Raw genomic sequence first — 24,781 nt, 5'->3', positions numbered from 1 at the left:
TGTCAAGCACAGCGCCCTTTTCCAAATCTCATCGAGTCCCTATAATACGGGGCATGCGATTGGACGAATTCCACCACTATTGCCGGGATCTGCTCTGCATGGATGATTTTGCCGCCATCGATCCCTCCAGAAACGGCATACAGGTTGAACGGCGGGAACCGGAACTGAAAAAGCTGGTATTTGCTGTAGACGCCTCGCTGCAGACCTTCAGGCAGGCTGCGGAGCTGGGGGCGGATCTGGTTTTTGTGCATCACGGCATCTTCTGGGGGAGGGAGTCGGTCCTCACCGGGGCCCACTACCGGCGTGTCCGCTTTCTGATGGAGCATGACATCGCCCTTTACGCCGCTCACCTTCCCCTTGATGCTCATCCTGAACTGGGTAACAACGGCTGTATGGCCGCCGCTCTGGGGCTTTCCGCTGCCGAGCCTTTCGGCTGGTACAAGGGCCGCAGCATAGGCTTCAAGGGGGTTCTTCCCGAACCCCTTGAACTGGAGGAGGTGCTTCGGCGGCTGGATATCGAGATGGCTGACTGCAACGCGGTTCTCCCCTTTGGCCGACCGGAGATCCGCACCGTGGGCATAATCTCAGGAGGGAGCAGCCGGGATATCCGGCAGGCCATCGAGGAAGACCTGGACCTCTTTATCTCCGGTGAAGGGGATCACACAATCTATCACGAAGCCCAGGAAAACCGGATAAACATGCTGGCCGTCGGACATTATGCGTCGGAAACCTGGGGGGTTTCCGCCATGGCCGAACGCGTCGCAAGGGATACCGGTCTCGAGACCCATTTTATCGATATTCCCACGGGCCTATAAGGACGCACTGGTATGAATACAACTGCAGCCGACAGACCGGAAAAAACGAAAAACCTGAATCTGTACCTGCCCCTTGTCCTGACCGCTGTAATTATCCTTGCGGACCAGCTGACCAAGCTTTTGATTGTTGCCAACATCCCCTATCATACGGTGGGTTTTGCCTGGGGAGGGGACTTCCTCTGGATTCTCCACACCAGGAACCTGGGAGTGGCCTTCAGTATCGGGTATGGCCTCCCTGCTGCCGTACGGGGGATTGTTTTTGTACTGTTGCCCCTGGCTGTGCTTGCGGGGGTCCTGGTTTACTATTTCAGAACCAGTGAACTGTCGGTATTGCAGCGCTGGTGCATCGCGGTTATTATCGGCGGCGGTCTCGGAAACCAGATCGACAGGATTTTCCGGCCCCAGGGGGTGGTGGATTTTGTCTCCGTCAAATTCTACGGTATCATGGGACTTGAACGCTGGCCGGCTTTCAATGTGGCGGACGCCTCCATAGTCGTCGGGGGTATCCTGCTGGCCTTCTCATTCCTGCTGCAGGGACGGGAGAAAACCGGGAAAGAGGAACGGATGAAGAACGAGGTGGAAAATCGTGAATAAGAAAACCAACACTCTGCTTTTTGTCGCCGCAGCCACGGTGGTAAATATCATACTTATGTTTTTCTTTCTTGTTGCGGGGATTGTCATGCTTTCCCTGGTATTGCCCCGGGACGTTCATCCCGGACTGGCCCAGGGGGCCTTCATTCTGATCTTTATTCTGGCGGTGATCGGTTCCTTTCTTGTGTATCACCGGATCATGAAGCTGCTGGCCTCGAAGATCGATCTGGACAAGTATTTCGAGCCGATTTTCCCGAAAAAGAAGAGAGGCTAGTCCGGGTATCAGGACCGTTCAATACCCGTCTGACATGGAACGGTTTATATCCCGCTTGTAGAGCTCGTTGTAGACATAGCCCCGGTTTTTCAGGGAATCCCGCAATTCCTGGGGGAAGGGGCAGTAGCGCCACAGAATGCCCCGGACCTCCCGGTCCAGCTTCTGGGTTCCTTCGCTCTCCTTGGTTATCCACAGGATATAGTCATTGATAAAATACTCCCGCACGTCTCCCCGCAGCCGTCTGTCGCTGAACCACTGGTAGTAGCGGCCGGTGAGACCCTCTTCCATCCAGTAATGCTGGGCCTTCTCCTTGGCGACCTGCCAGCGGAGATCCCCCAGGGCGGCGATGATGGCGGTCTTGTTGTCCTTGGGAAAGAGGGGCACGGCAATTCTGCCCCGGCTCGTGGCACGGTTGTATTTTTCGAAGGGTTCCCAGCAGATTCCCCGTTCGCCGTAACTGGGAATGATAACGACATGGGGCACGATGCGGTTGGTCTGCTGTTTGAAGGTCCGCAGGAACAATCCGGGATCCAGACTTTCCACGGCGGCCATCTGCATGATGATGTTTTCCCGGGTGCAGATGTCCCGGATACTGTCCCTGAAATACTGCTTCATGGCAATGGGGAAGTGGTTTCCCTGCCTGCCCACACACATCTTGGCCATCTGGCGTACCGTGGCGAGCTCCGTCTGCAGGGCGTCATTGTTTACCTGGTAGGATTCCGCTCCCCCGGCGCTTTCCGAGAGTTTGCGGAATTCAGCTTCATTCTCCTGAAAATGCTCAAAGGTATTCGCAAGCTCCGTATCAAGGCGCTGCAGGTCTTTTACCAGGTTGGCAATTGTACTCAGGTACTGCCGCTGCTCCGGGGTATAGACCTCTTTTACCCCCGGCAGGTCCTGACGGGCGGCATGGTCGGCCACCAGCCTGGAGAGTTCCTTGAGCTGGTTTTCCATCCGCTCCTGTTCGCCGAACTTGCGGGTCAGCACGCTGAGCTGGAAATCCCGCTGTCCCTTGACCCGGTCGAGTTTGGTATTGACCTTATGTTCCTTGCGGCGGCTCACTGCCTTGGTTTCATCCGTGGCCGAGTTTCCGACGGTCCCCCGGGCGACCATGGTAAGCCACTCGTCCACGTAGTGGACAGGTTCTCCCGTGGTGTTGCTGTACACAATCCGGGAGATCATGGAGCGCTGCTCCTTGGAAAGCAGCGTCGGCAGCAGGACGCCGTATCTGAGAAGCAGGACCTTGGGCTGGGGCGGACTGGAGCAGACCTTCCTGCCGATGCTCTCCACCAGGTTCCAGTAGGCGGATATGAGTTTTCCCCTGTAGACGGATCGCTCCTTGGGGTCCTGGGTGTTCAGAAATTTCGAAAGGAGACTGTGAACCCTCTGGGAAACCTCGCCTTCCCCGGCAAGGGCTTTCTTGTAGTAATCCTTGTCCTGGAAATATGGAGCCGGGTCCTGTTCGAGACGGCTGACGGGATGAAAACGGTCCTTGCTTATATCGCTTACGTGCGCCTCGGCGGGAGTGCCGGAAGAGGTGTCTTCAAAAAGTTCTTCAAAATCGGGAACCTGAGCGGAGGGCGTGTCATCGATGCCCATCAATTCGGCGATATCGGGGTCAAGTTCCCCGGAGAAAAGATCACTTTTGGTGCTGTTGTTGTCGCTCATAGCGTTAAAGTATGGAGGTGGTGGGAATCGAACCCATGACCTCGTGAATGCCATTCACGCGCTCTAGCCAACTGAGCTACACCCCCGAAAACGTGCTTAGGATACCGATACTTGCCTCTCATGTCAACTACCTGGGCACTTTCATGCGCAATATGTCCTGGTCATGATAGTTCCCGCATGGAACAAAACAGTCCGCAAGCCCCGCGGGAATATGCTCCGCAGCCCTTCTGCTGATAACAAATTGCCCCGGCTGAGTATACTGCTGTCCCAGATGGAATATAAAATTTACCGCTTCGGAAATCAACGTTCCGGTGTTGCCCTTTTTTCTGTACACCGTAGTCCCCGTATCCAGGGAAAAGTGGTAGGGCAGCAGGGTTCCGTAGGAGAATACCTCCATGCTGATGAGTACCCTGTTCAGAATGAGTCTCATGCAGGCCGGGATAATATCGGAGCTTCCCTCGCTGTAGGGGAAGAGATAAAGCCCGCCGTAGTCGCTTTTCATCCAGAGCTGGCCGCCCAGGGGAAGAAAAACCCGGTTCATGTGGGATTCAAAGGTCTTCAGTAGTCCGGTAATAAAGCTGCTGCCGGATTTTGTCTTCCATTCCGGCAGGATGTCCAGTTCGGCGTAGAGGAGGTAGAAGGGGTACTCATCACCCTCCCTGATGGTCTCCCAGCTCAGGTCTCCGCTCTCTTCCTCCTCGTCCTCCACATAGGGATAGAAGTTCATCGCCTGGTTTATCCTGCTCAAGGAGAGGCGTTTATTCAGTAAATCCGGTCCGATGTAGTCGGAGGCGCCGCCGTGAAAAAGATCGGCGGGGTCGTCAATACGGCCTTCGGGATCGACAATGCCGTAGGTGAGGGTGTCCTGGGATTCAAGGGTCCGTATGGCCTTGCGAATCTCCCGGGGGCTCAGAGAGCCGATGTCCAGATAGATCATCGATCCGTTTTCACGGATAGTTTTTTTCCAGTCCAGGTCATCCCTGACTTCCAGGTCGATGCTTTTGGAGCGCCTGATGGTATCAAAACAGCTGAGGGATTCCTGCCTGCGGGTAATCAGAACAAGTCGTTTCACTCTTCCAGCTCCAGGCTGTAGGTATAATGGATCAGATTGTTGCTGCGAACGGGCAGAAACTGGGAGCTTACCAGATGGTCCAGCATTTCCCGGACGACGATGCTTATGGTGCAGTGCATGGGGAGGGTGTGGGATTTCTCAAGATTCACCAGCTGCTGGAGGGTCTCGGATTTGATCAGCGCCGCATTATCCTCGGTATACTCACACAGTCCTGAGTGGACTCCGATTCGTACGGACAGCGGTGTGGAAAGGGGACAGCTGGTTTTGTTGTACAGGAACAGTTCATGGAGTATCTCCATCGCCGCCAGGGCCGCCGCCTGGTTCCGGTTTCCGAAAAAGAAGGCCGCCACACCTCCGTCTCCCTCCCACATCCAGACTCTGCCGTTGCGCCGTTCCACCGATGCGTGCACCGTCTCCCGCAGAAAACCGTAGGAACGGTGAACTGTATCGGTGCTGTTGCTTTTAACCAGCTCCGTGTTGCCGGCGATATCGATCCGCAGAAAACAGATGGTGTACTCATTCCCCGGACGCAGTACTCCCCAGTTTCGGGTTTTCCGAATCCGGGGATCTTCCACGAACATGCGCTGGTCCTTATCGAAGAGGTAGCCCTGGGAGTAGACTTCCTTGAGTATATCCCGCAGGTAGGCGACGCTTATGCGCCGTCCCATGACGCCCTCTTCTTCATAACGGATAAGATAGGAGACAAAGTCGAGAAACCTGTCGTCCCTGATCAGGTCGTCAATTATACGGCGGGAGGCATCGAGGTTCGGAATGGCCATGCTCTCGCGAATCCCCATCCGTTCGTGAAGATTGTAGCCGGGCAACAGGTCCTTCGCGATATGGACCATGGTGGGCAGGTCCATGGACTCCACCAGAGATTTTATTGATATCCGTAATAGACTCTTTGAAATCTGCACAGTCTATTTAAAACCGGCAGACCGCAGACCGTCAAGGAATATATGCTTGATTCTTTATTCTGCTAATGCTAATTTCTAGGCGGATACCTGAGGGACTGAATTATGACTGATTTTTGGCCGATTGTCTTGTTCTTATATATCTCAGGAGATATATTCAATGTATGAACTTCGGCTCAATCCCGTCAGAGGCTGATGCAGACGGGTATGCGCAGCGGAGCATCCGAGTTTAATGATGGAGCCTTGTTCCATGGGTTTTCACAGTAGAGATCAGATCGTCGTCGACGATGCCTTCCTGTCATTAATATCTTCCAAAACCAAATATCTCATTACGATGCTGAGAGAAGCGGAAGAGCGAAACGGTGGTTTTCATTATACCCGTCCCTTTCTCGGGCGGCTGAACCTTGAAAGCCGGATAATCGAGGAGCTCCTGGACGAGTACGGCGCCCGACATAACATGTCCTGGTACGCCTTCCGACGTTCCATAGCGGCGGTTAAGGCCTTCTCGCAGATTGTCCATAATATTTCCCATATAAGCGCCTCCTTTCCCTGCTACAGGATAATCTCGGTAAAAGAGGATTTTCTCGCAGCCACCAAAAAGACCCTCAAAGAGAGCACCGCCGCCCTGAAAAACTCCATGGAGAACCTGCTGAAGGAGGCGGAACACCACGGACTTGAACCCGGCGAAGTCGTACAGGACTTCTCCGAACATCTTCCTGAGGGGACCCTGCGTCAGGATCGCCCCAGAAGACATCTGGAGAATCCCGGTCCCACCATTGTGAATCTCGCAACGACCTTTCTTAATCTTTCAGAGGATACGGAACTGTTTGGGATACGGGACAGAAACAAGCATCTGCGATATCTCGATTATGTTCCTGAACCGGTTTCGGAAGCCCGGATCCGCAATATGGAGCATGCCCTTCACTCCCTTCAATCGACCTACGATACCTATCTTCTGGATTCAGATGCGGAGGAACGGGATGAAGACCTTCTTGTTCTTCGGGGCCACGTAAGCACCATATTCCATCTGCTGGAGACGGGGACCGTCCTCAGCCACTATTACGAACGGCACATGCTGAATCAGGACGCCGTGGTGATAGGCGAGGACACACTTCTGTCCATTCTCATCGACTATATCCTGGCCTTTTCGTCCCGTTTCTTTAATGCCGCCCGGGAACTGTGCCGGAACATCATTCACTCCTACGCCGTCCAGGGGACCATATCCGTCCCGGTTCCCCAGTACAGGGGCTTCCATGTACGTCCCTCCACGCTGGTGGCGAAGATCGTTACCCATTACGGCAGCGATGTTACCCTCCGGCTGAACGGACAGAGCTTCAATGCCGCAAGTCCCCTGGAACTGTTCAGGGTAAACGAAGCGATCAATGCGGCCAAGCGCAAAACCCTGGGGGGTATTGTCTGTGAAATAGCCGAGACCATGGGCAGTGTTCCCCGGGAAGAGGGAGTCATGAAAAAGGCCCTGCGGCGTCTTATTGTCAAGCTCCTGGAGAACCATCAGATTGTAATGTATGAGGCTGATTTTTCCCTGGAGGAGATATCCTACATCGAGGGAGAGACCCTGGCGGAATTCGCAACCCGGGGTATTGCCCATCTGCTTGCCCTGGGACGCATCGATATCCGTACCGGTATTACCGTCGAATTTTCCGGTGATACCCGGGTGCTTTCAGATCTCAAGCTCCTGGCGGAGAACGGGTACGGGGAAGACAATTACGGTAATAACATAATGCTGCCTGCGGAACTCTCCTATCTGCGCCGATAATTCCTTCATGGAGAATCTTCAGACCCGAATTCAGGACCTCCTGCCCGATGTTTCCTGGAACTTCGTTTTTCCTTCTGAAATCAGTGCCCGCTACTGGCGAAGAGCGGTGATCCGACGGGGATTCTGCGATGCCGTCTGGGGGAGTCGCTTTCTTTCCTGGGACCGTTTCAAGGAGATAGCCTTCGGTCTGACAGAGTCGCGGCGGCCGGTAAACGGCTGCATCCGCCGGCTTTTTGCAGAAACCCTGGCGGAGGAAAACCGGGACTCTCCCTTTCTTTCCCGTCTTCTGCCCAGAGCCGAGGGGTCCTCCGGAGGCGCCGGAGAACTCAGCAGGATCCTTCCCCGCCTGCCGGGTCTGGTTCCCCGCCTGGAGAGCTGCAGCTGGCCTGTTGCCGATGACCTGAGGGAGCTCCATCGCCGGTACAGCAGCTTTCTTGCTGTAAACAGCCTCTACGAACCATCCATGCTCGAACCCTCCCTGGACAGCTTTTCCCAGAATTATCTTCTCTGTTTCCCCGAGGTTTTGGAGGACTATTCCCAGTACAGTGAAGGCCTCGAGGCCCATCCGCAGATCCGGCGTGTTTCTGTTCCACTGACAGGACGGGGGCATATCGATCTTTTTGAAAACCAGCGTCTGGAAGCCTCTGTACTGATGAAAAGAATCCGTGACCTTCTCAAGGAGGGCACGGACCCGGAGGAGATCGCCATTACCCTGCCGAAGATCGATACAAACAGACGCTACCTGGAGGAGGCCGCCGAACGCTACGGTATTCCTCTTCAGGTCAGGACAGGGCGACCCCTGACGGAATACGCGTCGGTCCGTTTTTTCCGGGAGCTTACCGAGGCCTTCGGCTCCTCCTTCGAGAATGCTGCCCTGAAGAACCTGATCATGAATGCCGGGGTCCCCTGGAAGGAGGCCGCCGCCCTGCGAAGCATGCTGCTGGAAGGGACCGGAGCGTATGTCATAAGAAACTGGCGGGATTCCGGGGGGCTTCACGGCTGGGAGGAACAGCTTTCCCGGGCGGGCTGTACGGAATCCCTGCAGCTGTACCGCCGGCTCTCCGCGGGGATCCGGGGAATCGTCAGCGCCGGAAGCTTTGCCGAGGTGGGAACCCGGCTGCAGGCCTTTATCGGAACCTTTCTTGATACGGAAAGGTGGAGAACCGAATCCCCCCTGCAGCTGAGGAGTTTCCAGCGCGCCCTTGAGGTACTGAATGACTTTGCAGGGACTGAAGAAGAGTTTCCGTCCCTCTCCGTATCTTCACCGTACGCTGTCTGGGTCGCCGCTCTCGAGGAAGAGAGCTATGTGGAGCAGCAGACAGCTGTGGGAATCTCCGTCTACCCCTACCGGGCTTCCGCCGGAATCGATCCCTTGTATCATTTTGTCCCCTTTCTGACCCAGGACTCGAGCCGGGTTGTCTGGGACAGAGGCTTCCCGTTAAACGAGGCACAGCGGGAGGATGCAGGCATCAGCGACGATGACGCCGGGGAGCTGTATCTGCGGCTCTATCTGGAGTCGGGAAAGGCTGTACGGGTCAGCTGCGCCGAGAACGGCTACGACGGACCGGGACTTCCCCCGGGATTCTTCGTGGAGAACCGCCTTGTCAGATCAGTTCCCGGGGAGGATCTTGCCGGAGACCCGGATGAGGCGGAAGAGGCCTTTTTCAAAGGGGGGATTTCCTCTGCTGAAGCGCTTGTTTCCCGGCAGGGAAGGGGATACGGTTGCTTTTATGCCACCGCTGCGGAGGGACGAAGCCTGGATCTGCTTGGCAGTCCGATCAGTCATGCCGGATTCGTCGATGTGCTCCGGGAACGCTATTTCTCCGGATCCGGAGAAAAAAAGTCGGCGGCGATCTCCGCCACCGATCTGGATGCTTTCTGGGCCTGTCCGTTCGCTTTTCTGTTTACCCGGGTTCTGGGACTAAAGGAGGAGGAGTACAGCCCCCTGGTACGGGACCACCGGCTGGAGGGGACCCTTCTGCACAGGGTACTGGAAAAGTTCAGCGCCAGTCTTGCGGGGGGGCGTTTCCTCTCTGCCGAGCTGGATGAGTACCGGATACGAACCGGGGAGATCCTTGACCGGGAGGCTGCACGGCTGAAAGGGCCGCTGCCTGTGCAGCCCGCCTGGGAGGCCTCCCTGGAGAACCTGAAACAGCAGCTTGAAGCCTTCCCCGTTGCGGAGGCAAAGTACTTCGACGCCTACTCCACGGGTCAAACGGAACGCCGGGTTTCCGCCGTTCTGGACGGAGTTCCGGTGGTGGGACGGATTGACCGCATCTCCCGGGGGCCTGCGGGGGAACTTCTGGTGGTGGACTATAAAAAGAGTTTCCGCCTGACAAAGGGGGACCTGGAGGATGGAAACGGACTGCCCGCAACCATGCAGATACCCCTCTATGTGCTGCTTCTGGAGGAGGCCGGGGTGTGGAATCCGGGGGATGACCTGATCTGCGCCTACTACTCCGCCTCGGACGGGAAATACCGGGTTGTCTACTCGAGCCTGGAAATCAGGGGAATCAAGCCCATGTTGAAGGATGAGCAGTTTACCAGTCTTCTGCGCACCACCCGGGAGTGTCTGAGCCTCATGCAGCGTCGCATCGGGGCGGGGGATTACCGGATGGATCCCCGGGAATGCGAAGGATGCACCCTGAGGGCCCTGTGCCGGGGAAAATACGTTGTCCGGGGGGCGGTATAATGGCTGAACATCCTTATGATGATGACCAGCTCCGGGCCGTGGGGGCCGGCGGAAACGTCGTTGTCGCCGCGGGTGCCGGTTCGGGGAAAACCACCGTACTCGCCGGGCGCTATCTGCGGCTTGTCAGGGAAGGGGCTGCTGTCCCCTCGATCCTGACCCTTACCTTTACCCGTAAGGCCGCGGCGGAGATGCACGTCCGAATCCACCGGCTCCTGACGGAGCATGCCGACGAGCCGGTGGTACGGGAGCAGCTTACCCTTTTCGACCAGGCCCGCATTTCGACCCTGGACAGCTTCTGCTCCCGCCTGGCAAGGAACGATGCTCCCCGGTTCGGACTGCCCCTCTCATTTTCCGTGGACCAGGAAGGACTCCGGAAGAGGGCGGAGTCCTTTGCTCTTCAGTTCATCCTGGAGAAGCGTCTTGATCCCGCCCTGAAGACCCTGATTGCCGCCAACGGGTTTGAAACGGTCTGGAAGGAGTTTTTTGCCTCCTATGCTGTCCGGGAACTCAGGATTGCCGATCCTCCGGATCATGAAGCCGATTTCAGCAGGCAGGAGGAGTACTGCCGACAGCAGGCCGCAGAAATCTTCTCCCGCCTGGATGCTCTCTACGGTCAGATGGGCGAAATCGCCCGGGATGCCGCAGCTTCCTCGAAGACCCTGGCGGAGGCCGCAAGAATTGCCGAAGAGTGGCCGGATCCTGATGAGCTGATCGCCCGCAGCGCCTGGGAGGATCTGCTTGATCTTGCCGGTAGAAAACTGCCGAAAAAACCCGGGAGCAACGTAAAAAACCCGGACCTCGTTCTGCTGCGGGACCTGATTGAAAAGCTGCGCCCCCTTCAGGAACAGGCCGCCTCCCTTACAGCCGTACTCTGCTACGGAGATGTCTACCGTGGTATCGCCGGGCTTATGGACGAGTTTACCGCCGGCTGGAACAACCTTAAACGGAGCCGGGGACTCGTCTCCTTCGGGGATGTGGTATCCATGGCGGTGTCTCTTTTGAAGGAGAGCCGGGAGCTCCGGAGCTACTACAAGGCGCAGTTCCGGCATATCATGATCGACGAGTTTCAGGACAACAATGAAATCCAGAAGGAGCTTCTGTATCTGCTGGCGGAAAAGCCGGACCGTTTCTCCCCGGGGATTCCTGATCCTGAGGACCTTGAAGAGGGAAAGCTCTTTTTTGTGGGGGATGAGAAGCAGTCGATCTACCGTTTCCGGGGGGCCGACGTAAGCGTTTTCAAACGACTTTCCCGTGAACTGGGGCGGGACGGAATTGAACTGGGCACCAACTACCGGAGCCATCCCGGGTTGATTAGCTTTTTCAACAGCTTTTTTCCTCCGGTTTTCAGTTCCGAAAAGGAACTGAAGGATTTTGAAGCCGAGTTTCGTCCCCTGACGGGAAGAAAAACCCGGGAAGGGGATACAAGTCCGGAGATCCGGCTCCACTATCTCGATGATTCCGGAGATGACGGGGAAGATGCCGGCGAGTATCTGAGCGCTGTGGAGAGCGAGGCCTTCGAGGCTGCCCGGCTTATCCGGGACGCGGTTGACGGCAGGGGGCTGCAGCTTTCCGATGCCGGGGGAATCAGGGCTCCGGCCTGGGAGGATTTTGCCCTTCTGCTGCGGTCAACGGGGAACCAGATAGTCTACGAACGGATATTCCGTCGTTTCGGCATTCCCTATACCACCGAAAACATCCGCACCCTCTTTCTCGAAGCCCCGGTCAACGATATCTATGCCGCCCTGCAGTGCTGCGTATACCCCGAGGACCGTATGGCCTATGCGGTCTACCTGCGTTCCTTCTTTGTTAACCTGAGCGACGATGCCCTGCTGGCGGAGCTTCTGGAGGAGAGGCTCCCTTTTGAGGGGCCTTCCGGGGGTTTTACCCCCGAGGAGGCGGAGAAGTACCGCCTGGGAGGGGATATCCATTTCCGCTTGAGGGAAATGATCGACCGGCTTCCCCACAGGGAAGTCCTCCGCTTTCTCTGGTACGAGGCAGGGTATCGCTACAACCTGCTGCGGGACCCGGCCTGGCACGGATACCTGGAGTTCTACGAATACCTTCTGGCCCTGGCGGACAAGAGCTGGGACGCCGGCGAGTCCATGGCCCTGTTTCTCGATTTCCTGAGGGAAAACCTGGGGGATTACAAAAAACTCGAGGAGATCGAGATCCTGCGTACCCGGGAGCAGGGAGTGCGTATTATGACCATCCATAAGTCCAAGGGACTGGAGTTTCCCATAGTCCTGCTTGCCTCCACGGGCCAGGGATCCAGTGAGACCGGTAAGCGGGCTCCCTATTTTGTTGATACCGAATTCGGCCTTACCGTAAACATGGTGGTGCCCGGAAGTCCGGTAAGCGGAAAGCGCCTTAAGCCGAATCCCTTCTATGAGCGGGGACTGGAACTTTCCAGGCAGATGGAGGCCGCCGAACTGAAGCGGCTCCTGTACGTAGCCTGTACCCGGGCGGAGCAGCACCTTGTGATGCTGGGCTACAGTCCGAAGCGGAAGAGCGCGAACCTGCCCTCCCTGCTGGACCTGATTTTTGCCGGCCTTGGCTGTTCTGTTGAAAATCCCGATTCCCCGTATGTTCGTCCTTTTTTGCCGGTATCGGGGGATGAGCTGCATCGACTGGGGACCGACTCTCCCGGGGTCGGTGACCGGAGAGAGCTCCTTACGGAGTATTATCGCCGTACACAGGATCCCTTTTTTGAGATGCCGGATTTTCACCCGGTATTGAGCGTCAGCCGGCTGAATCAGACGACCGCTGCTTCTTCCCCCCGGGCAGGGACCGAGCTGGGTATCCTGGAGATTGACCCCCTGATCCGTGAACGGGAGGAGCTCTTCGGTACCCTGGTCCACCGGGTCCTCGAGGGGATTATCACCGGAAAGAGCCCCGCCGGGATTGATTCCCTGCTTGCGGGTTTCACCGCTCCCGAGACGGAAGCCCTCCTTTCCTGTGCTGAGGAGCTTGCAGAACGCTTCTGGAACTCTCCTTCACGCCGGAAACTTATACCCGACGGTGTTCCCCTTCATTCGGAGGTTCCCTTCACTCTCGCCCTCGAATCCGGAGGACACCGGAACCTGGTGGAGGGGGTCATCGATCTCTATGCCGATCTTGGGGAAGAGATAATCTGTGTGGATTTCAAGACCAACCGCAGCCGGATTCCCGGGGAATATGCGATGCAGATGTGGCTGTATCGGAAGGCTCTGGAAAAACTCTGCGGAAAACCGGTACGGTCCTTCCTGCTCTATGTGAGGGAAGGTCTCCCCCGGGAAGAGCTTTCCGAGTTCAAAGCGGAGGCACTGGACGAGCTGATCTCTGCTGTTCATGAGAAAAACTGATCGTTTTTTTTGATTTTTATTCTCATTTCAACCGATAATGGTACTGAGAATAGTTATCGGGAGGTCTTAAATGGCAGAGTGTGAATGTCTACCCAGATGTCCCTTCTTTAACGACAAGATGCAGAACATGCCTTCCCTGGCGAGTATGATGAAAAAGCGCTATTGCCTTGGTGACAGCAGCGAGTGTGCCAGGCATATCGTCTTTCTGGCCCTGGGAAGCGAGAAGGTTCCCTCAGACCTGTTCCCATCCCAGGTGGATCGGGCCCGGCACATGGTAGCGGGACAGTAAAACAAGTCTCCGAATTCGGAACACGTTTCCCTGCCGGTCCTTATTGGGTATACTGGGAGGGATGAACTATCTGGCCCACGCTTTTTTATCTCCCCCTGAACCCCGTATTCTCGCGGGAAACCTTGCCGGTGATTCGGTGAGGCGAATAAAGCCGGATGCCATGCCGCCGGAATTCCGGGAGGGGCTGGTCCTGCATGAAAGGATCGATTCCGCCACCGATGCGCACCCGGCATTCAAGGATTTGCGCAGGGGGATTGCCGGCGCGGGACTACCCTACGCCGGTGTACTGGCGGACCTGTTTATCGATTACGCTCTGGCTTCCCAGTGGGAGAAGTTCAGTGGTCAGCCTTTTTCTCTTTTCAAGAACCGGGTTTATTCGGTACTGGAAGAGGAACGGCACCTGATCGAAGGCTTTGGTTTTACCGCCATGGTCCTGGTGCGGGAGGACTGGTTCGAAAGCTATCGGACACTCCCGGGGATGCGGATCGCCTTTTTCCGCCTCAACAGAAAAACCCGTAGACCTCTTCCGCTGGACTCCATCATGACTTACCTCGGTTCCAACAATCTTCAGGTCCTGGATGCCGGCAGAACAGTACTGCTGTCGGTTGCTGCAAAGGTCGGTTGTAAGCTTCCCTATAATTAATTAGAGTATTACTATGCAAACAGGGCGGCTTTGCCTGAAATCTGATATCCGCAGGAGTATCCATGACACCAGACACCTGGATCCTTGAGGAAACCGAATTTGATCCCGACCTGGTTCCCCGCAATGAAACCCTCTTTGCCCTGAGTAACGGTTACATAGGTATACGCGGTGACTTTGAGGAAGGGGATGGGAATTTCCATCCGGGAACCTATGTTAACGGGTTTTACGAGATACGGCCCATTGAATACGGGGAATCCGCCTACGGTTATGCAAAATTCCATCAGACCATACAGAATACCGCAAATCCCAAACTGGTAAAAGTCAGGGTAAACGGGACCCTCCTCAGCAGTCGGGAGTGCCGTCTTCTTGAATACCGGCGGCGTCTCGATTTCAGGACCGGAACCCTGGAGCGCAGTATGGTTCTGGAACTGCCTTCCCGCCAGAAGCTGCGATATCGGAGCCGCCGCTTTGTATCCCTGGCAGACCCCTTTTTGATGGCCATGGAGATAGAAATCACCCCCCTGGATTCCGATTCATCCGTGGTCTTTGAGTCCTATCTTGACGGAGGAACCACCAACCGTATCGATTTCGGAGACCCCCGGGTCGCCGCCCACACCGGGGAGAGCAAGAAGATCATCAGCTTCCAGCGGGAAGGCAATGCCGTCGGTCTTACAGAGCGCACCCGCCTCAGCAGGATTGCCGTCGCATCGGGTATAACCCATTCCGCCGACCGGGATCCCCAGGAGCTGGTAGCCCTGCCGGATGACAGGCAGCCGGGTACCGCCACGATATTCCGGGTTTCAGAGGGTGAGACGGTTACCTTCAGAAAGTTCGCCTATATCCGGCTGGTTCCGGAAGGAGATGAAGCCGACCTGACAGCCCTGATGAACGATCTGCGCTCCACTGCTGAACGGGGTTTCGATATCCTTTTCTCCGAGCACAAGGAGCACCTGAACAGGTTCTGGCGGGTCAGCGATGTTCGCATTGACGGTAACCCCGAGGTGCAGCGTAAAGTCCGTTACAGTCTTTTTCAGCTTTACCAGGCGGGACGTTTTCTGATAGACAGCAGCGTCCCCGCCAAGGGGCTGACCAGCGAAGGTTACGAGGGCCACTTCTTCTGGGATACGGAAATATTTATCATGCCCTTCTTTACCTTTACCCAGCAAAAATGCGCCAGGGAAATCCTGAGAAACCGCTACCGCATGCTCGATGCGGCCCGGGCGCGGGCGAGGGAACTTGCGGAGAAGGGTGCCCTTTTCCCGTGGCGGACCATAAACGGTCAGGAGGCCTCGGCCTACTTCCTTGCCGGGACCGCCCAGTATCATATCAACGCGGCTATCGCCTATGCCATTCGCCAGTATGTTGCTGTAACCGGAGACTATGAGTACCTGCTGGACGAAGGGGCGGAGATGCTCTTTGAAACCGCCAGGGCCTGGGTCTCCCTGGGCTTTTTCAACCAGGCCAAAGGGGGCAGGTTCTGCATTAACGGCGTCACCGGTCCGGATGAGTACACCGCCCTGGTCAACAACAACTGCTATACCAATATGATGGCCCGCTTCCACCTGCGCTATGCCAGGGAGATTTATTACTGGATGGCGGAAGAGCACTTTGAACAGCTGCAGCGGGTCAGCGGGATTCTCGGTCTGCAGCCCGACGAGGTGGATACCTGGATGAAGGCCGCCGAGGGAATGCACATTCCCTATGATCCGGACCTGGGAATCCATCTGCAGGACGACGATATCCTTGCCCGGGAGCCCTGGGATTTTGAGAATACCCCCAGGGACCGGTACCCCCTGCTTCTGAATTTTCATCCCCTGGTGATCTATCGTCATCGGGTGCTGAAGCAGCCGGACATGCTGATGACAGCCTTCCTGCTGCCCGAGGAGTTTTCCGACGGCGAACACCTGCGGGCCTATGAGTTCTATACCCCCATAACCACCTTCGACTCATCCCTGGGAGCTCCGGTACAGGCTATCATCTCCGCCAGGGAGGGACGGCTCCGGGAGGCCTGGAAGTTTTTCAAGCGCAACCTGAATGTGGATCTCGAGGATATCCAGGGAAATGTCCGGGACGGGCTGCACATGGCGGCGACGGGGGGAACCTGGCAGAGCCTTGTTTTCGGCTTCGGCGGTTTAAAGATCGATAACGGGGAGGCCTGGTTTGAACCCCACCTGCCCAGGGAGATCAACGGCCTTGAATTCAGGCTCCGGCTGAAGGAGAGTCTTGTGTCCGTCTCCTTTGACAGAAAGGAAGCACGCTACGAGCTCGAAAAGGGAGAGGAAATCAGTCTGCGCCACGAGTACGAAACCATTACCCTGGTTCCCGGAATCCCGGTTTCCCGAAGCCTGGTTCCGGAGCTGAAAAGCATGCTGATCTATCTTGCGGAACCCGAACCGAAGTCGCGGGAAAAGGTCGTCCGCCTCCTGGAGAACCTGGAAAGCCTGGGGATCCGGACCGTACTCTGCGGTGCTTCGGAAATCCATCCCCTCAAGGCCCATACTTCTCTTTTTGCCGGCCTGGAGGAGATCGTCAAGAACGTCCCCGATCCGGAACCCTTTTTTACCGGAGCCACCGTGGCGGAGGAGCCTTTAAGAAACTGCATGATTCTCAGCGATCATGAAGACGCTGTTGTCGCCGCCGGGCGAGCGGGGCTTCCCTGTTACTGTCTGAAGGAGCCGTATCCTGAGAATCTTCCCTCGGCGTCGGCGCTGATTGAGGAGTTCAGGAAGTTTCATCGGCTTTAGCACACCACAATATGTGTTCTTGACCGGCGGAGTAAGAATGTATACCCTGAGGCGGTAATGAGTATTAACGGACGGAAGGTCTTTCTTTTATATCCCCACAGCGTTATCCAGGACGACCTTATTTATACCCTGGTTCAGAGCGAGTACGAGGTGTACCGCCTTAAGGACCATAACCGGGCATTGAGAATCCTGGAGAAGTTTCCCGACTCCATCCTCTTTATCAACATTGACGAACGTCTGGATGAGAGCGAGTGGGAGGAGTACATCCGGGGGATCGCACGGAACCCCGCCCTGGACAGTATTCGTATCGGTATTCTCTCCTACAATAACAACGAGGAACTCAAAAAGAAGTATCTCATGGATATCGGGATTACCTGCGGTTTTATCCAGCTGAAACTCGGCCTTAAAGAGAGTACGAAAATCATCCTGACCGTCCTCGAGGCGAGCGAGGCCAAGGGGCGGAGAAAGTTTGTCCGGGTAAACTGTGAGCATGATTCCTCCGCACAGTTCAATGTGCGGGTTTTTGACACTGTTGTCACAGGAAAAATCATCGATATCAGTTCCATCGGAATGGCGATCCAGTTTGATACTGATCCTGAACTGCAGAAAAACACCCTGCTTGAGGGGATCCAGCTTCGGCTTCGAAGCAGCCTGATTAACCTGTCCGGCGTTGTGATGGGCTTTCGCGAAGAGAAACCCAAACGCTACGTAATTCTGTTCACTCCTAAAACCGCCGCATCAGAAAAGACGAAGATCCGCCGCTACATTATCCAGACCCTGCAGGGTTTCATCGAGTCCCTGCAGGTGTAGGCTTCGGGAAAAGGATGCTCTCCTCTATTCCCAGGTCCCCTGCCGCTTTTCGGGCGATGGTCTGGTTCAGCCAGTTCGGCTGATGGGCGTCTGAACCGAAAACAAAATTGAACTCCCCCGTCCAGGGCGAGAAGTAGTTCATGTAGTCTCCCCGCCAGATATAGCGGTTATTTATCTCGATAAAACACTCCCGGGGCACCCTGGCGAGGTTCGCTCCCATGGCCATGGGATGGCTGATGATGACCGGCTTGCCGGTGGAGACCAGAAATTCCGCCCCGCGGTATTCGCTTTCTCTGTCCCTGCAGTGGTAGATAAAATAGTCGTAAGGGTACTCAACAGCTTCCCGGGTCTCTTCGCCGGTGTTTATTTCACAGCCGAGATAAAACCCGTGGGCCCTTACGTCATGCCGGTAAGTCTCGAAAATTTCGCCCTGAAGGTACTCGAAGTGGTCGCTTATGCCGCGGATATCGGCGTGTTCCAGGGAGGCGATAAAATCTATGGTCATCTGGGGAACTACAGCGCTGTCCCCGACGGAGTAGACGGTATGGATATGGAGGTCCTGAAGAATTGTGTTCATTTCGACCCATATTACCCCAGAGTATTGTTTTCGTTAAGGGTATTAGCGGTTTACGATAAATGTTGATCGGTATTAATATTAAGGCAGGAGGCACCTATGCTGAAAACTCTGCTTCTCTTACGACATGGAAAAACCCATCGCGGAGGCTACACCCGTGACTGGGACAGGGAACTCAAGGGACGGGGAGTCACTCAGGCGAGACATATCGGAGGATACCTGAAGAAGACCGGCCTTGTTCCGGATCGCATAATCACCTCATCCGCGGTCAGGGCCCGGGCAACGGCGGAAATCTGCGCCCAGGAGACGGAGTATCCCGAACCTGTGGACGCCCGGGATGAGCTGTACAATATCGACGACTCCTCCCTCATCGAGTTTATCACCGGCCTGGACAACTCCCTGGACAGGGTACTTCTGGTGGGGCATAATCCCGCTTTTGAGGAAACCGCTTCCCTGCTGGGGGGAAAAAGTACCCCCCTGGGTACCGGCGACTGTGCTGTACTGCGCTTCGCCCTCAGCTCCTGGGAAGAGCTGCGGCAGCGTCCCTCTCCGGAGAGTGTGGAGATTATTCGGGGAGACTGAGTCCGCCAGGATTGCGAAAAACGGAAAATGCCGTATATAGTAGAAACCAAAATCGATAAGGAGGCCGCCGGGTGGAGTGGAGAGCCAGTCACATTCTGGTCAAGGACCGGGCCCTTGCGCAGGAGCTGTTAAAGAGAATCAAATCCGGGGGAAATTTCGCTGCCCTTGCCAGGGATTTTTCCACCTGTCCGTCAAAATCGAAGGGGGGAGACCTGGGCTGGTTCGGTCCGGGAAAGATGGTTCCCAAATTTGAAGAGGCCTGTAAAAAGATGTCCGTGGGAAGCATCAGTCCCGTTGTTTCCACCCAGTTCGGACATCACATAATAAAGCTGACGGGACGGCGATAGGGAAAACCGGAGTCTTGACGCCCTGGTGGAAAATTCTGTAATCTGGTCCCGGTTTTCGGGGCAGGGTGCGTCGATCTGATTCTTCGACAATTCCCGACCGGCGGTTAAAGTCCGCGAGTTCTCGGCGATATTCGCTGAAAGAGAGCTGAACCGGTGAAATTCCGGTACCGACGGTACAGTCCGGATGGGAGAAAACCAGTGGAACGGGGATCGTCCGTGTACCGCGGCATAAGTATATGCCGTCTCAGGTGAGTATCCCTGTCCTGCCTCCCGTCGTGAACAAAAGGCCCCGGGCGTTATGCCCGGGTTTTTTTGTGCCATGACGGGTCTCCCGCCATACCTGTGCGCCCCGACCGGGAGCGTTTATGAACATAGACTCATTTTTCTTTGAAAGGACCCTCGAGCTTGCCGCCAGGGGTCGGGGCAGGACCTCTCCGAATCCCATGGTCGGGGCAGTCCTGGTCAAAGACGGTCGGATCATCGCCGAGGGCTGCCACCGCCGCCATGGCGACCTCCATGCGGAAGCCGCGGCCCTTGAAGCCGCCGGATCCGAAGCCGGGGGAGCGGAACTCTACTGCAGCCTTGAACCCTGCTCCTACAGATCGCCGGAGAAGCTTCAGCCTCCCTGTACGGAGCGGATTATCGCCGCCGGGGTGCGGCATGTACACATCGGTCAGCCTGACCCGAATCCGAAGGTCAGCGGAAGGGGAGTTCTGGCCCTGCGGGAGGTCGGCATCGGGGTGAGTCTCAGCGAGGAAAACGAAGCCTTCTGGCGTTTCAATGACGCCTTCAATACCAGGATGGTCCTCTCCCGCCCCTTTGTTCATCTGAAATGCGCCATGAGCCTGGATGGCCGTATCGCCGCAGCCGGGGGGGATTCCCGCTGGATAAGCGATGAGTCCGCCCGCCGGGTTGGGCACAGGTTCCGGTCCGAGCGGGATGCCATCGCCGTGGGGATCGGCACCGTGCTGGCGGACGACCCCGAACTTTCTACCCGTCTCGTTGAAGGACACAGTCCCCGTCCTGTCGTATTCGACTCCTCCCTGAAAATTCCCCTTGAATCCCGACTGGTGAGGGAGCGGGGAGATGAGCTGATTGTTCTGGCGGTTCCGTCGGAAGATGTGACGGAAAACTTTTTTGACGTGAAGCACAGACTTGAACAGCGGGGAGTACGGGTTCTGTATGCAGAGCCTGATTCGACAGGAAAGGCAGACCTGTCGTCCGCCCTGGATCTGCTTTATGCGCAGGGGATCGGGTCCCTGCTCGTGGAAGGAGGTTCCGGTCTCCTGACATCCTTCCTGAAGCATCGATTGTATGACCGCCTCAGCGCCTTCGTCGCTCCCGTGCTTCTCGGTTCGGGCGTGGAGGCCGTGGGAGACCTCGGAATCACCAGGGCAGGAGACGGCCTTGCCTTTGAAGGGGTCAACTGGTTCAGGATCGGAGACCAGCAGCTTTTTGATGCCTACCGTTCCGGCTGGCTCGAAGAGCTGCGAAGTAATTTCACGGTACAGGAGGCAGCGTATGTTCACGGGACTTGTTGAGGAGATCGGGACTATCCGTTCCCTGCGGCGTCAGGGCGAGTATCAGCATATGGAGATTGCCTGTGCGAAGGTTCTGGAGGGAAGCGCCGTGGGTGATTCCATTTCCCTGGACGGTGTATGCCAGACGGTCACGGCGATTCGGGATGGAGCGTTTTGCGTCGAGGCCCTGGCGGCGACTCTGAAAAAGACGACCCTGGGTCATTTCCGGCAGGGGCGCAGAGTAAACCTGGAGCGGGCCATGTCCCTGGGGGACCGGCTGGGTGGTCATCTCGTGCAGGGGCATATTGACGCTGTGGGGAGGATTGCAGAACTCAGAATCGAGGATAAGAACGTCTTTCTTTCGGTAAAACTGCCGGATGAACTTCTGCCCCTCTGCGTAGCCGAGGGCTCCATCGCCCTGGACGGTGTGAGCCTGACCATTGCCGGGATTTCAGGTTCCCGGGTACGGGTAAACGTGATTCCCCTTACCTGGAGGGAGACGGTTCTGTCGGAGCGTAAAACGGGGGACGGTATAAACATCGAGGTGGATATTATTGGACGCTATGTGGCCCGCATGCTGGAATTCTCCGGCGACGGGACAAAAACCGGAGCGGGCTTGAGCCGCGCAAGGCTCGAATCCCTGGGGTATGTTTAGGTGCCCCGTAATCAAGAGGAGCAGAGAGTATGAACGGGAAGATACGAATAGAAAAAAAACTTGAACAGGTTCGGGAGGCCCTGGAGAAAATAAAGGCCGGCGGACTGGTCCTTGTCCGGGACGACGAAGGTCGGGAGAACGAGGGCGATCTGGTGGGAGCCGCCTCCCTGGCGGATGAAAGCATGGTTGCCTTTATGGCCGTCCATGGCCGGGGCCTGGTCTGCCAGTCCGTCACCGAAGAGACCGCCCGGCGTCTGCAGCTCCATCCCCAGACACCCTCCAACACCGACGCTATGGGAACGGCCTTTACTGTGAGCGTTGACGCCGCCCGGGGAATCAGCACCGGAATCTCCGGGGCGGACAGGGCCCGGACTGCACGGATCCTGGCGGATCCCCGGTCGGTTCCGGAGCAGCTGACCCGCCCGGGCCATCTGTTTCCCCTGGTGGCAAGAAAAGGCGGGGTGCTGGTCCGGCCGGGGCATACCGAGGCCTCCGCCGACCTGGCGCGACTGGCGGGGCTTGAGCCGAGCGGGCTGATCTGCGAGGTCATGCAGGAGGACGGGAGCATGGCCCGGGGCCCCGAGCTGGAAAAGCTGGCAGCGGAATGGGATATGCCCCTGATAAGCGTGAAGGATATCGTCGCCTACCGGGAAGCCCTGGGGGATATTGTTCTGGAGGAGACGGACTCTGCAATGATGCCCACGGAGCATGGCGAGTTCCGTATCCGGGCCTTCCGCTGTGAAGACGCTGCTGCCTCCGAGATGCTCCTCCTTGAAAGCAGGGATAGAGGCGAGGTCCCCCTGGTACGTCTTCATTCGGAGTGCCTGACGGGAGACGGTTTTCACAGTCTGCGCTGCGACTGCGGTCCCCAGCTCACTGCAGCCCTGAGCCGGATTGCCGCCGAAGGGGGCGCCCTGGTTTATCTGAAGCAGGAAGGACGGGGGATCGGCATCTTTGAAAAGATCCGGGCCTATACCCTGCAGGACCGGGGACTGGATACCGTAAGCGCCAATATTGCTCTGGGGCACGAGGCCGATCTTCGTCGGTACGGCAGCGCCGCTGCGGCCCTCAAAAAGGCGGGCTACACCAGGCTGCGGCTCCTGACCAATAATCCTGAGAAAGTGGCTGCCCTGGAACGGGCGGGCATCGAGGTGGTGGAAAGAATCTCCCACTATCACGGCGCCAACAGGCATAACCTGCGGTATGTACAAACCAAGATAGATCAGATGGGGCATTATGCGCCCCGGAAACTCAAGGAGATTGCACTATGACAGCGAATATCAATTCCGATGTAAAAACCCTGGAGGGGTCCCTTCATAACGGGGAAGGTAAAAGTTTCGCCCTGGTGGTGAGCCGTTTCAATTCCTTTATTACCGAACGTCTGTTGGAAGGAGCCCTGGATTGTCTGTCCCGTCATGGGGTCCGGAACGGGAACCTGACTATTGTTCGGGTTCCGGGGGCCTGGGAGATACCCCTTGCGGCGAAGCGTTGTACGACTTCCGGCTCCTGTGACGCCGTTATCTGCCTGGGGGCGGTGATCCGGGGGAGTACGCCACACTTCGATTATGTCGCGAACGAGGTCAGCAAGGGGGTCGCCGCGATCAGTCTGGAAAGCTGTGTTCCTGTGGTGTTCGGGGTCCTTACCACCGAGAGCATCGAACAGGCTGTGGAGCGGGCCGGAACCAAGGCGGGCAACAAGGGCTGGGAGGCCGCCGAAACGGCCCTGGAGATGACGGACCTGACGGAGAAACTTCGGAATCTTTAGTTTCTTCAAAGGATAATTCAGGGGCGGCGGAAGACTGCCGCCCCTGAATCTTCTGCCACGGGGAATCCAATTCTATATTGGTATAAAAATATCCATTTCCATTTTTCGCGGGATTTTTCGAGTTTCACCATAACTGCCAAATTAAATCAAGTTTCCACCTGCCAGGATCGCAGTGCTTTTTGTTGCGGGAATTCCGGAACCGGGCGTAGCATGATTTCACAAGCACACGAAAAAAGGAGTATTGTATGCAAGGTACTGCGTTAGGTGCCCGGGCCCATATTCAGAGGTTCGGCAGATTCTTAAGCGGTATGGTAATGCCCAATATCGGGGCCTTCCTCGCATGGGCTCTCATTACCGCACTTTTCATTCCCACCGGCTGGCTTCCCAGCGAGAAACTGGCCGCCCTGGTGGGACCGATGATTACCTACATGTTGCCGATGCTCATCGCCTACACCGGTGGAAAACTGGTCTGGGGAGTCCGGGGCGGTGTTGTAGGTGTCATTGCAACCATGGGCGTAATTGTCGGCGCGGACGTTCCCATGTTCCTCGGCGCCATGATGATGGGACCCCTGGGCGGCTGGGCGATCAAGAAATGGGACGAAGTGGTTGAACCCGTCATTCCCGTCGGTTTCGAGATGCTCATCAATAACTTTTCCGCCGGAATTATGGGGGGACTTCTCTCCCTGCTGGGTCTCATTGTTATCGGTCCGGTAATCAATGGTCTTTCCCACTTCCTGATGGCCGGTGTCGACAGTATTATTTCCATGCGTCTGCTGCCTCTGGCATCCATTCTGGTGGAACCGGGTAAGATTCTTTTTCTGAACAATGCGATCAACCACGGAGTTTTTGGTCCCCTGGGCGTTCAGCAGGTTCAGGAAACCGGCAAGTCGATTCTCTTCCTGATCGAAACCAATCCCGGTCCGGGCCTGGGTATTCTCCTGGCTTACCTCGTCTTTACCAAGGGTACCGTACGGGACACGACTCCCGGTGCCATCATCATCCACTTCTTCGGCGGAATCCACGAAATCTATTTCCCCTATGTACTGATGAATCCTGTTCTTATTCTTGCGGTCATTGCAGGTGGATTCTCCGGGGTCCTGACCAATGTACTTCTGAGCACCGGAGCCTTCGCGACCCCCTCGCCAGGGTCCATCTTTGCCCTGATGGCCGTTGCGGCGAAAGGCAGCCACCTGGGAATCCTGATGGCCGTTATCGTCTCCACCGCGGTGAGCTTTATTGTTGCCATGCCCTTTGTCCGTCGCTTCGACAGGATGAACCGTGAAGCCGGTGACAAACTCGAGGCAGCAAAGAAGCAGACCCAGGATTTCAAGGGACTCGGCAGGGTATCCAAGATCGTATTTGCCTGTGACGCCGGAATGGGATCCAGCGCCATGGGGGCAAACCGGCTGAAGAAAAAACTCAAGGCCGCAGGGCTGAATGTACACGTGGAGCATGCGCCGGTGGATGAAGTTCCGACGGATGCGGATCTGGTTATCTCCCACGTCAACCTGACCGAGCGTGCCCGCCAGTCGGCACCCAACGCCAGGCACTTCAGCATTACCAACTTTGTGAATGCCCCGGAGTATGATGAGATTGTGGCGGAACTATCGGGCAAGACCCCGGTGGATGTATAATAAGACGCACATAAAGTGTTTTTCTTCCGTCGCAGATCCTTGAGTACAGGGCGCCTGCGACGGAGTATATTGGAAAG

21 protein-coding genes, 1 tRNA gene and 1 riboswitch are annotated in these 24,781 nt (G+C 56.5%); of the genes, 17 read left to right on the top strand and 5 right to left on the bottom strand.

What is annotated here, in order from left to right; all coding sequences use genetic code 11:
- Positions 1-53: 53 nt before the first annotated feature.
- The 3 genes from B4O97_RS07415 to B4O97_RS07405 are packed head-to-tail and all read left to right on the top strand — an operon-like array spanning position 54 to position 1,680.
- Positions 54-815, top strand: coding sequence for a Nif3-like dinuclear metal center hexameric protein (locus B4O97_RS07415; protein WP_083049668.1), 762 nt, complete (start codon positions 54-56; stop codon positions 813-815).
- Positions 816-827: 12 nt separating this feature from the next.
- The gene (gene lspA, locus B4O97_RS07410) at positions 828-1,409 is read left to right on the top strand and encodes a signal peptidase II (protein ID WP_083049665.1); all 582 of its coding nucleotides are present in this window, start codon (positions 828-830) and stop codon (positions 1,407-1,409) included.
- Positions 1,402-1,680, top strand: a complete 279-nt coding sequence (locus tag B4O97_RS07405) for a leader peptide processing enzyme (protein ID WP_083049664.1) — start codon at positions 1,402-1,404, stop codon at positions 1,678-1,680. Before lspA ends, B4O97_RS07405 begins: the two co-directional genes overlap by 8 nt.
- Positions 1,681-1,698: 18 nt before the next feature.
- Here B4O97_RS07405 and B4O97_RS07400 read toward each other — a convergent pair whose 3' ends face one another.
- The 4 genes from B4O97_RS07400 to B4O97_RS07385 all read right to left on the bottom strand — a co-directional run bounded on the left by B4O97_RS07400 (position 1,699) and on the right by B4O97_RS07385 (position 5,334).
- Positions 1,699-3,345, bottom strand: coding sequence for a hypothetical protein (locus B4O97_RS07400; protein WP_083049662.1), 1,647 nt, complete (start codon positions 3,343-3,345; stop codon positions 1,699-1,701).
- A 12-nt stretch (positions 3,346-3,357) separates the two neighbouring features.
- Positions 3,358-3,431 (bottom strand) — tRNA-Ala (locus B4O97_RS07395).
- A 41-nt stretch (positions 3,432-3,472) separates the two neighbouring features.
- The gene (locus B4O97_RS07390) at positions 3,473-4,417 is read right to left on the bottom strand and encodes a hypothetical protein (RefSeq protein ID WP_083049661.1); all 945 of its coding nucleotides are present in this window, start codon (positions 4,415-4,417) and stop codon (positions 3,473-3,475) included.
- Positions 4,414-5,334, bottom strand: coding sequence for a nucleotidyl cyclase domain-containing protein (locus B4O97_RS07385; protein WP_143305595.1), 921 nt, complete (start codon positions 5,332-5,334; stop codon positions 4,414-4,416). The genes B4O97_RS07390 and B4O97_RS07385 overlap by 4 nt, the downstream gene beginning before the upstream one ends.
- Positions 5,335-5,581: 247 nt before the next feature.
- On the opposite strand from B4O97_RS07385, the gene B4O97_RS07380 reads away from it, so the two are divergent.
- From B4O97_RS07380 to B4O97_RS07350, 7 genes are all read left to right on the top strand, one after another.
- On the top strand, positions 5,582-7,108 hold the full coding sequence (locus B4O97_RS07380) for an HPr family phosphocarrier protein (protein WP_083049656.1): 1,527 nt from the start codon (positions 5,582-5,584) through the stop codon (positions 7,106-7,108).
- Between the two features lie 7 nt (positions 7,109-7,115).
- On the top strand, positions 7,116-9,800 hold the full coding sequence (locus B4O97_RS07375) for a PD-(D/E)XK nuclease family protein (protein ID WP_083049655.1): 2,685 nt from the start codon (positions 7,116-7,118) through the stop codon (positions 9,798-9,800).
- Entirely contained in the window at positions 9,800-13,141 is a 3,342-nt protein-coding gene (locus tag B4O97_RS07370; RefSeq protein ID WP_158084199.1) for a UvrD-helicase domain-containing protein, read from the top strand. Before B4O97_RS07375 ends, B4O97_RS07370 begins: the two co-directional genes overlap by 1 nt.
- Before the next feature lie 70 nt (positions 13,142-13,211).
- Positions 13,212-13,430, top strand: coding sequence for a hypothetical protein (locus B4O97_RS07365; RefSeq protein ID WP_083049650.1), 219 nt, complete (start codon positions 13,212-13,214; stop codon positions 13,428-13,430).
- 61 nt (positions 13,431-13,491) lie between these two features.
- A complete protein-coding gene (locus B4O97_RS07360) occupies positions 13,492-14,073 on the top strand; it encodes an ACP phosphodiesterase (protein WP_083049649.1) in 582 nt (193 codons plus the stop codon).
- 62 nt (positions 14,074-14,135) lie between these two features.
- On the top strand, positions 14,136-16,817 hold the full coding sequence (locus tag B4O97_RS07355) for a glycosyl hydrolase family 65 protein (protein WP_083049647.1): 2,682 nt from the start codon (positions 14,136-14,138) through the stop codon (positions 16,815-16,817).
- Positions 16,818-16,874: 57 nt separating this feature from the next.
- Positions 16,875-17,627: a PilZ domain-containing protein gene (locus B4O97_RS07350; RefSeq protein WP_083049646.1), complete on the top strand. Its 753-nt coding sequence runs from the start codon at positions 16,875-16,877 to the stop codon at positions 17,625-17,627.
- Here the strand turns inward: B4O97_RS07350 and B4O97_RS07345 are convergent.
- The gene (locus tag B4O97_RS07345; RefSeq protein ID WP_083049644.1) at positions 17,605-18,204 is read right to left on the bottom strand and encodes a PHP domain-containing protein; all 600 of its coding nucleotides are present in this window, start codon (positions 18,202-18,204) and stop codon (positions 17,605-17,607) included. The genes B4O97_RS07350 and B4O97_RS07345 overlap by 23 nt on opposite strands.
- Before the next feature lie 96 nt (positions 18,205-18,300).
- Between B4O97_RS07345 and B4O97_RS07340 the strand changes: the two genes are divergently transcribed.
- The 7 genes from B4O97_RS07340 (at position 18,301) to B4O97_RS07310 (ending at position 24,704) form a co-directional block, all read left to right on the top strand.
- On the top strand, positions 18,301-18,783 hold the full coding sequence (locus tag B4O97_RS07340) for a SixA phosphatase family protein (RefSeq protein ID WP_083049642.1): 483 nt from the start codon (positions 18,301-18,303) through the stop codon (positions 18,781-18,783).
- A 71-nt stretch (positions 18,784-18,854) separates the two neighbouring features.
- Complete coding sequence (locus B4O97_RS07335) at positions 18,855-19,130, top strand: peptidylprolyl isomerase (RefSeq protein WP_083049640.1); 276 nt, start codon at positions 18,855-18,857, stop codon at positions 19,128-19,130.
- Between the two features lie 47 nt (positions 19,131-19,177).
- Positions 19,178-19,330, top strand: a riboswitch (FMN riboswitch).
- Positions 19,331-19,495: 165 nt separating this feature from the next.
- Positions 19,496-20,671: a bifunctional diaminohydroxyphosphoribosylaminopyrimidine deaminase/5-amino-6-(5-phosphoribosylamino)uracil reductase RibD gene (gene ribD, locus B4O97_RS07330; RefSeq protein WP_083049639.1), complete on the top strand. Its 1,176-nt coding sequence runs from the start codon at positions 19,496-19,498 to the stop codon at positions 20,669-20,671.
- Positions 20,652-21,305 (top strand): riboflavin synthase, encoded by a 654-nt coding sequence (locus B4O97_RS07325; RefSeq protein ID WP_083049637.1) that lies wholly within the window; start codon positions 20,652-20,654, stop codon positions 21,303-21,305. Before ribD ends, B4O97_RS07325 begins: the two co-directional genes overlap by 20 nt.
- A gap of 29 nt (positions 21,306-21,334) precedes the next feature.
- Positions 21,335-22,576 carry a GTP cyclohydrolase II gene (ribA, locus tag B4O97_RS07320; RefSeq protein WP_083049636.1) on the top strand — a complete coding sequence of 414 codons (1,242 nt, stop codon included), beginning with the start codon at positions 21,335-21,337 and terminating at the stop codon, positions 22,574-22,576.
- Complete coding sequence (gene ribH, locus B4O97_RS07315; RefSeq protein WP_083049634.1) at positions 22,573-23,070, top strand: 6,7-dimethyl-8-ribityllumazine synthase; 498 nt, start codon at positions 22,573-22,575, stop codon at positions 23,068-23,070. Before ribA ends, ribH begins: the two co-directional genes overlap by 4 nt.
- 245 nt (positions 23,071-23,315) lie before the next feature.
- On the top strand, positions 23,316-24,704 hold the full coding sequence (locus tag B4O97_RS07310) for a PTS mannitol transporter subunit IICB (protein ID WP_083049631.1): 1,389 nt from the start codon (positions 23,316-23,318) through the stop codon (positions 24,702-24,704).
- The last annotated feature ends 77 nt before the right edge of the window (positions 24,705-24,781 follow it).

It is taken from the genome of Marispirochaeta aestuarii (assembly GCF_002087085.1).
In the GTDB taxonomy this organism is placed as follows: Bacteria; Spirochaetota; Spirochaetia; order JC444; family Marispirochaetaceae; genus Marispirochaeta; species Marispirochaeta aestuarii.
This window is presented reverse-complemented; position numbering and strand designations above follow the sequence as displayed.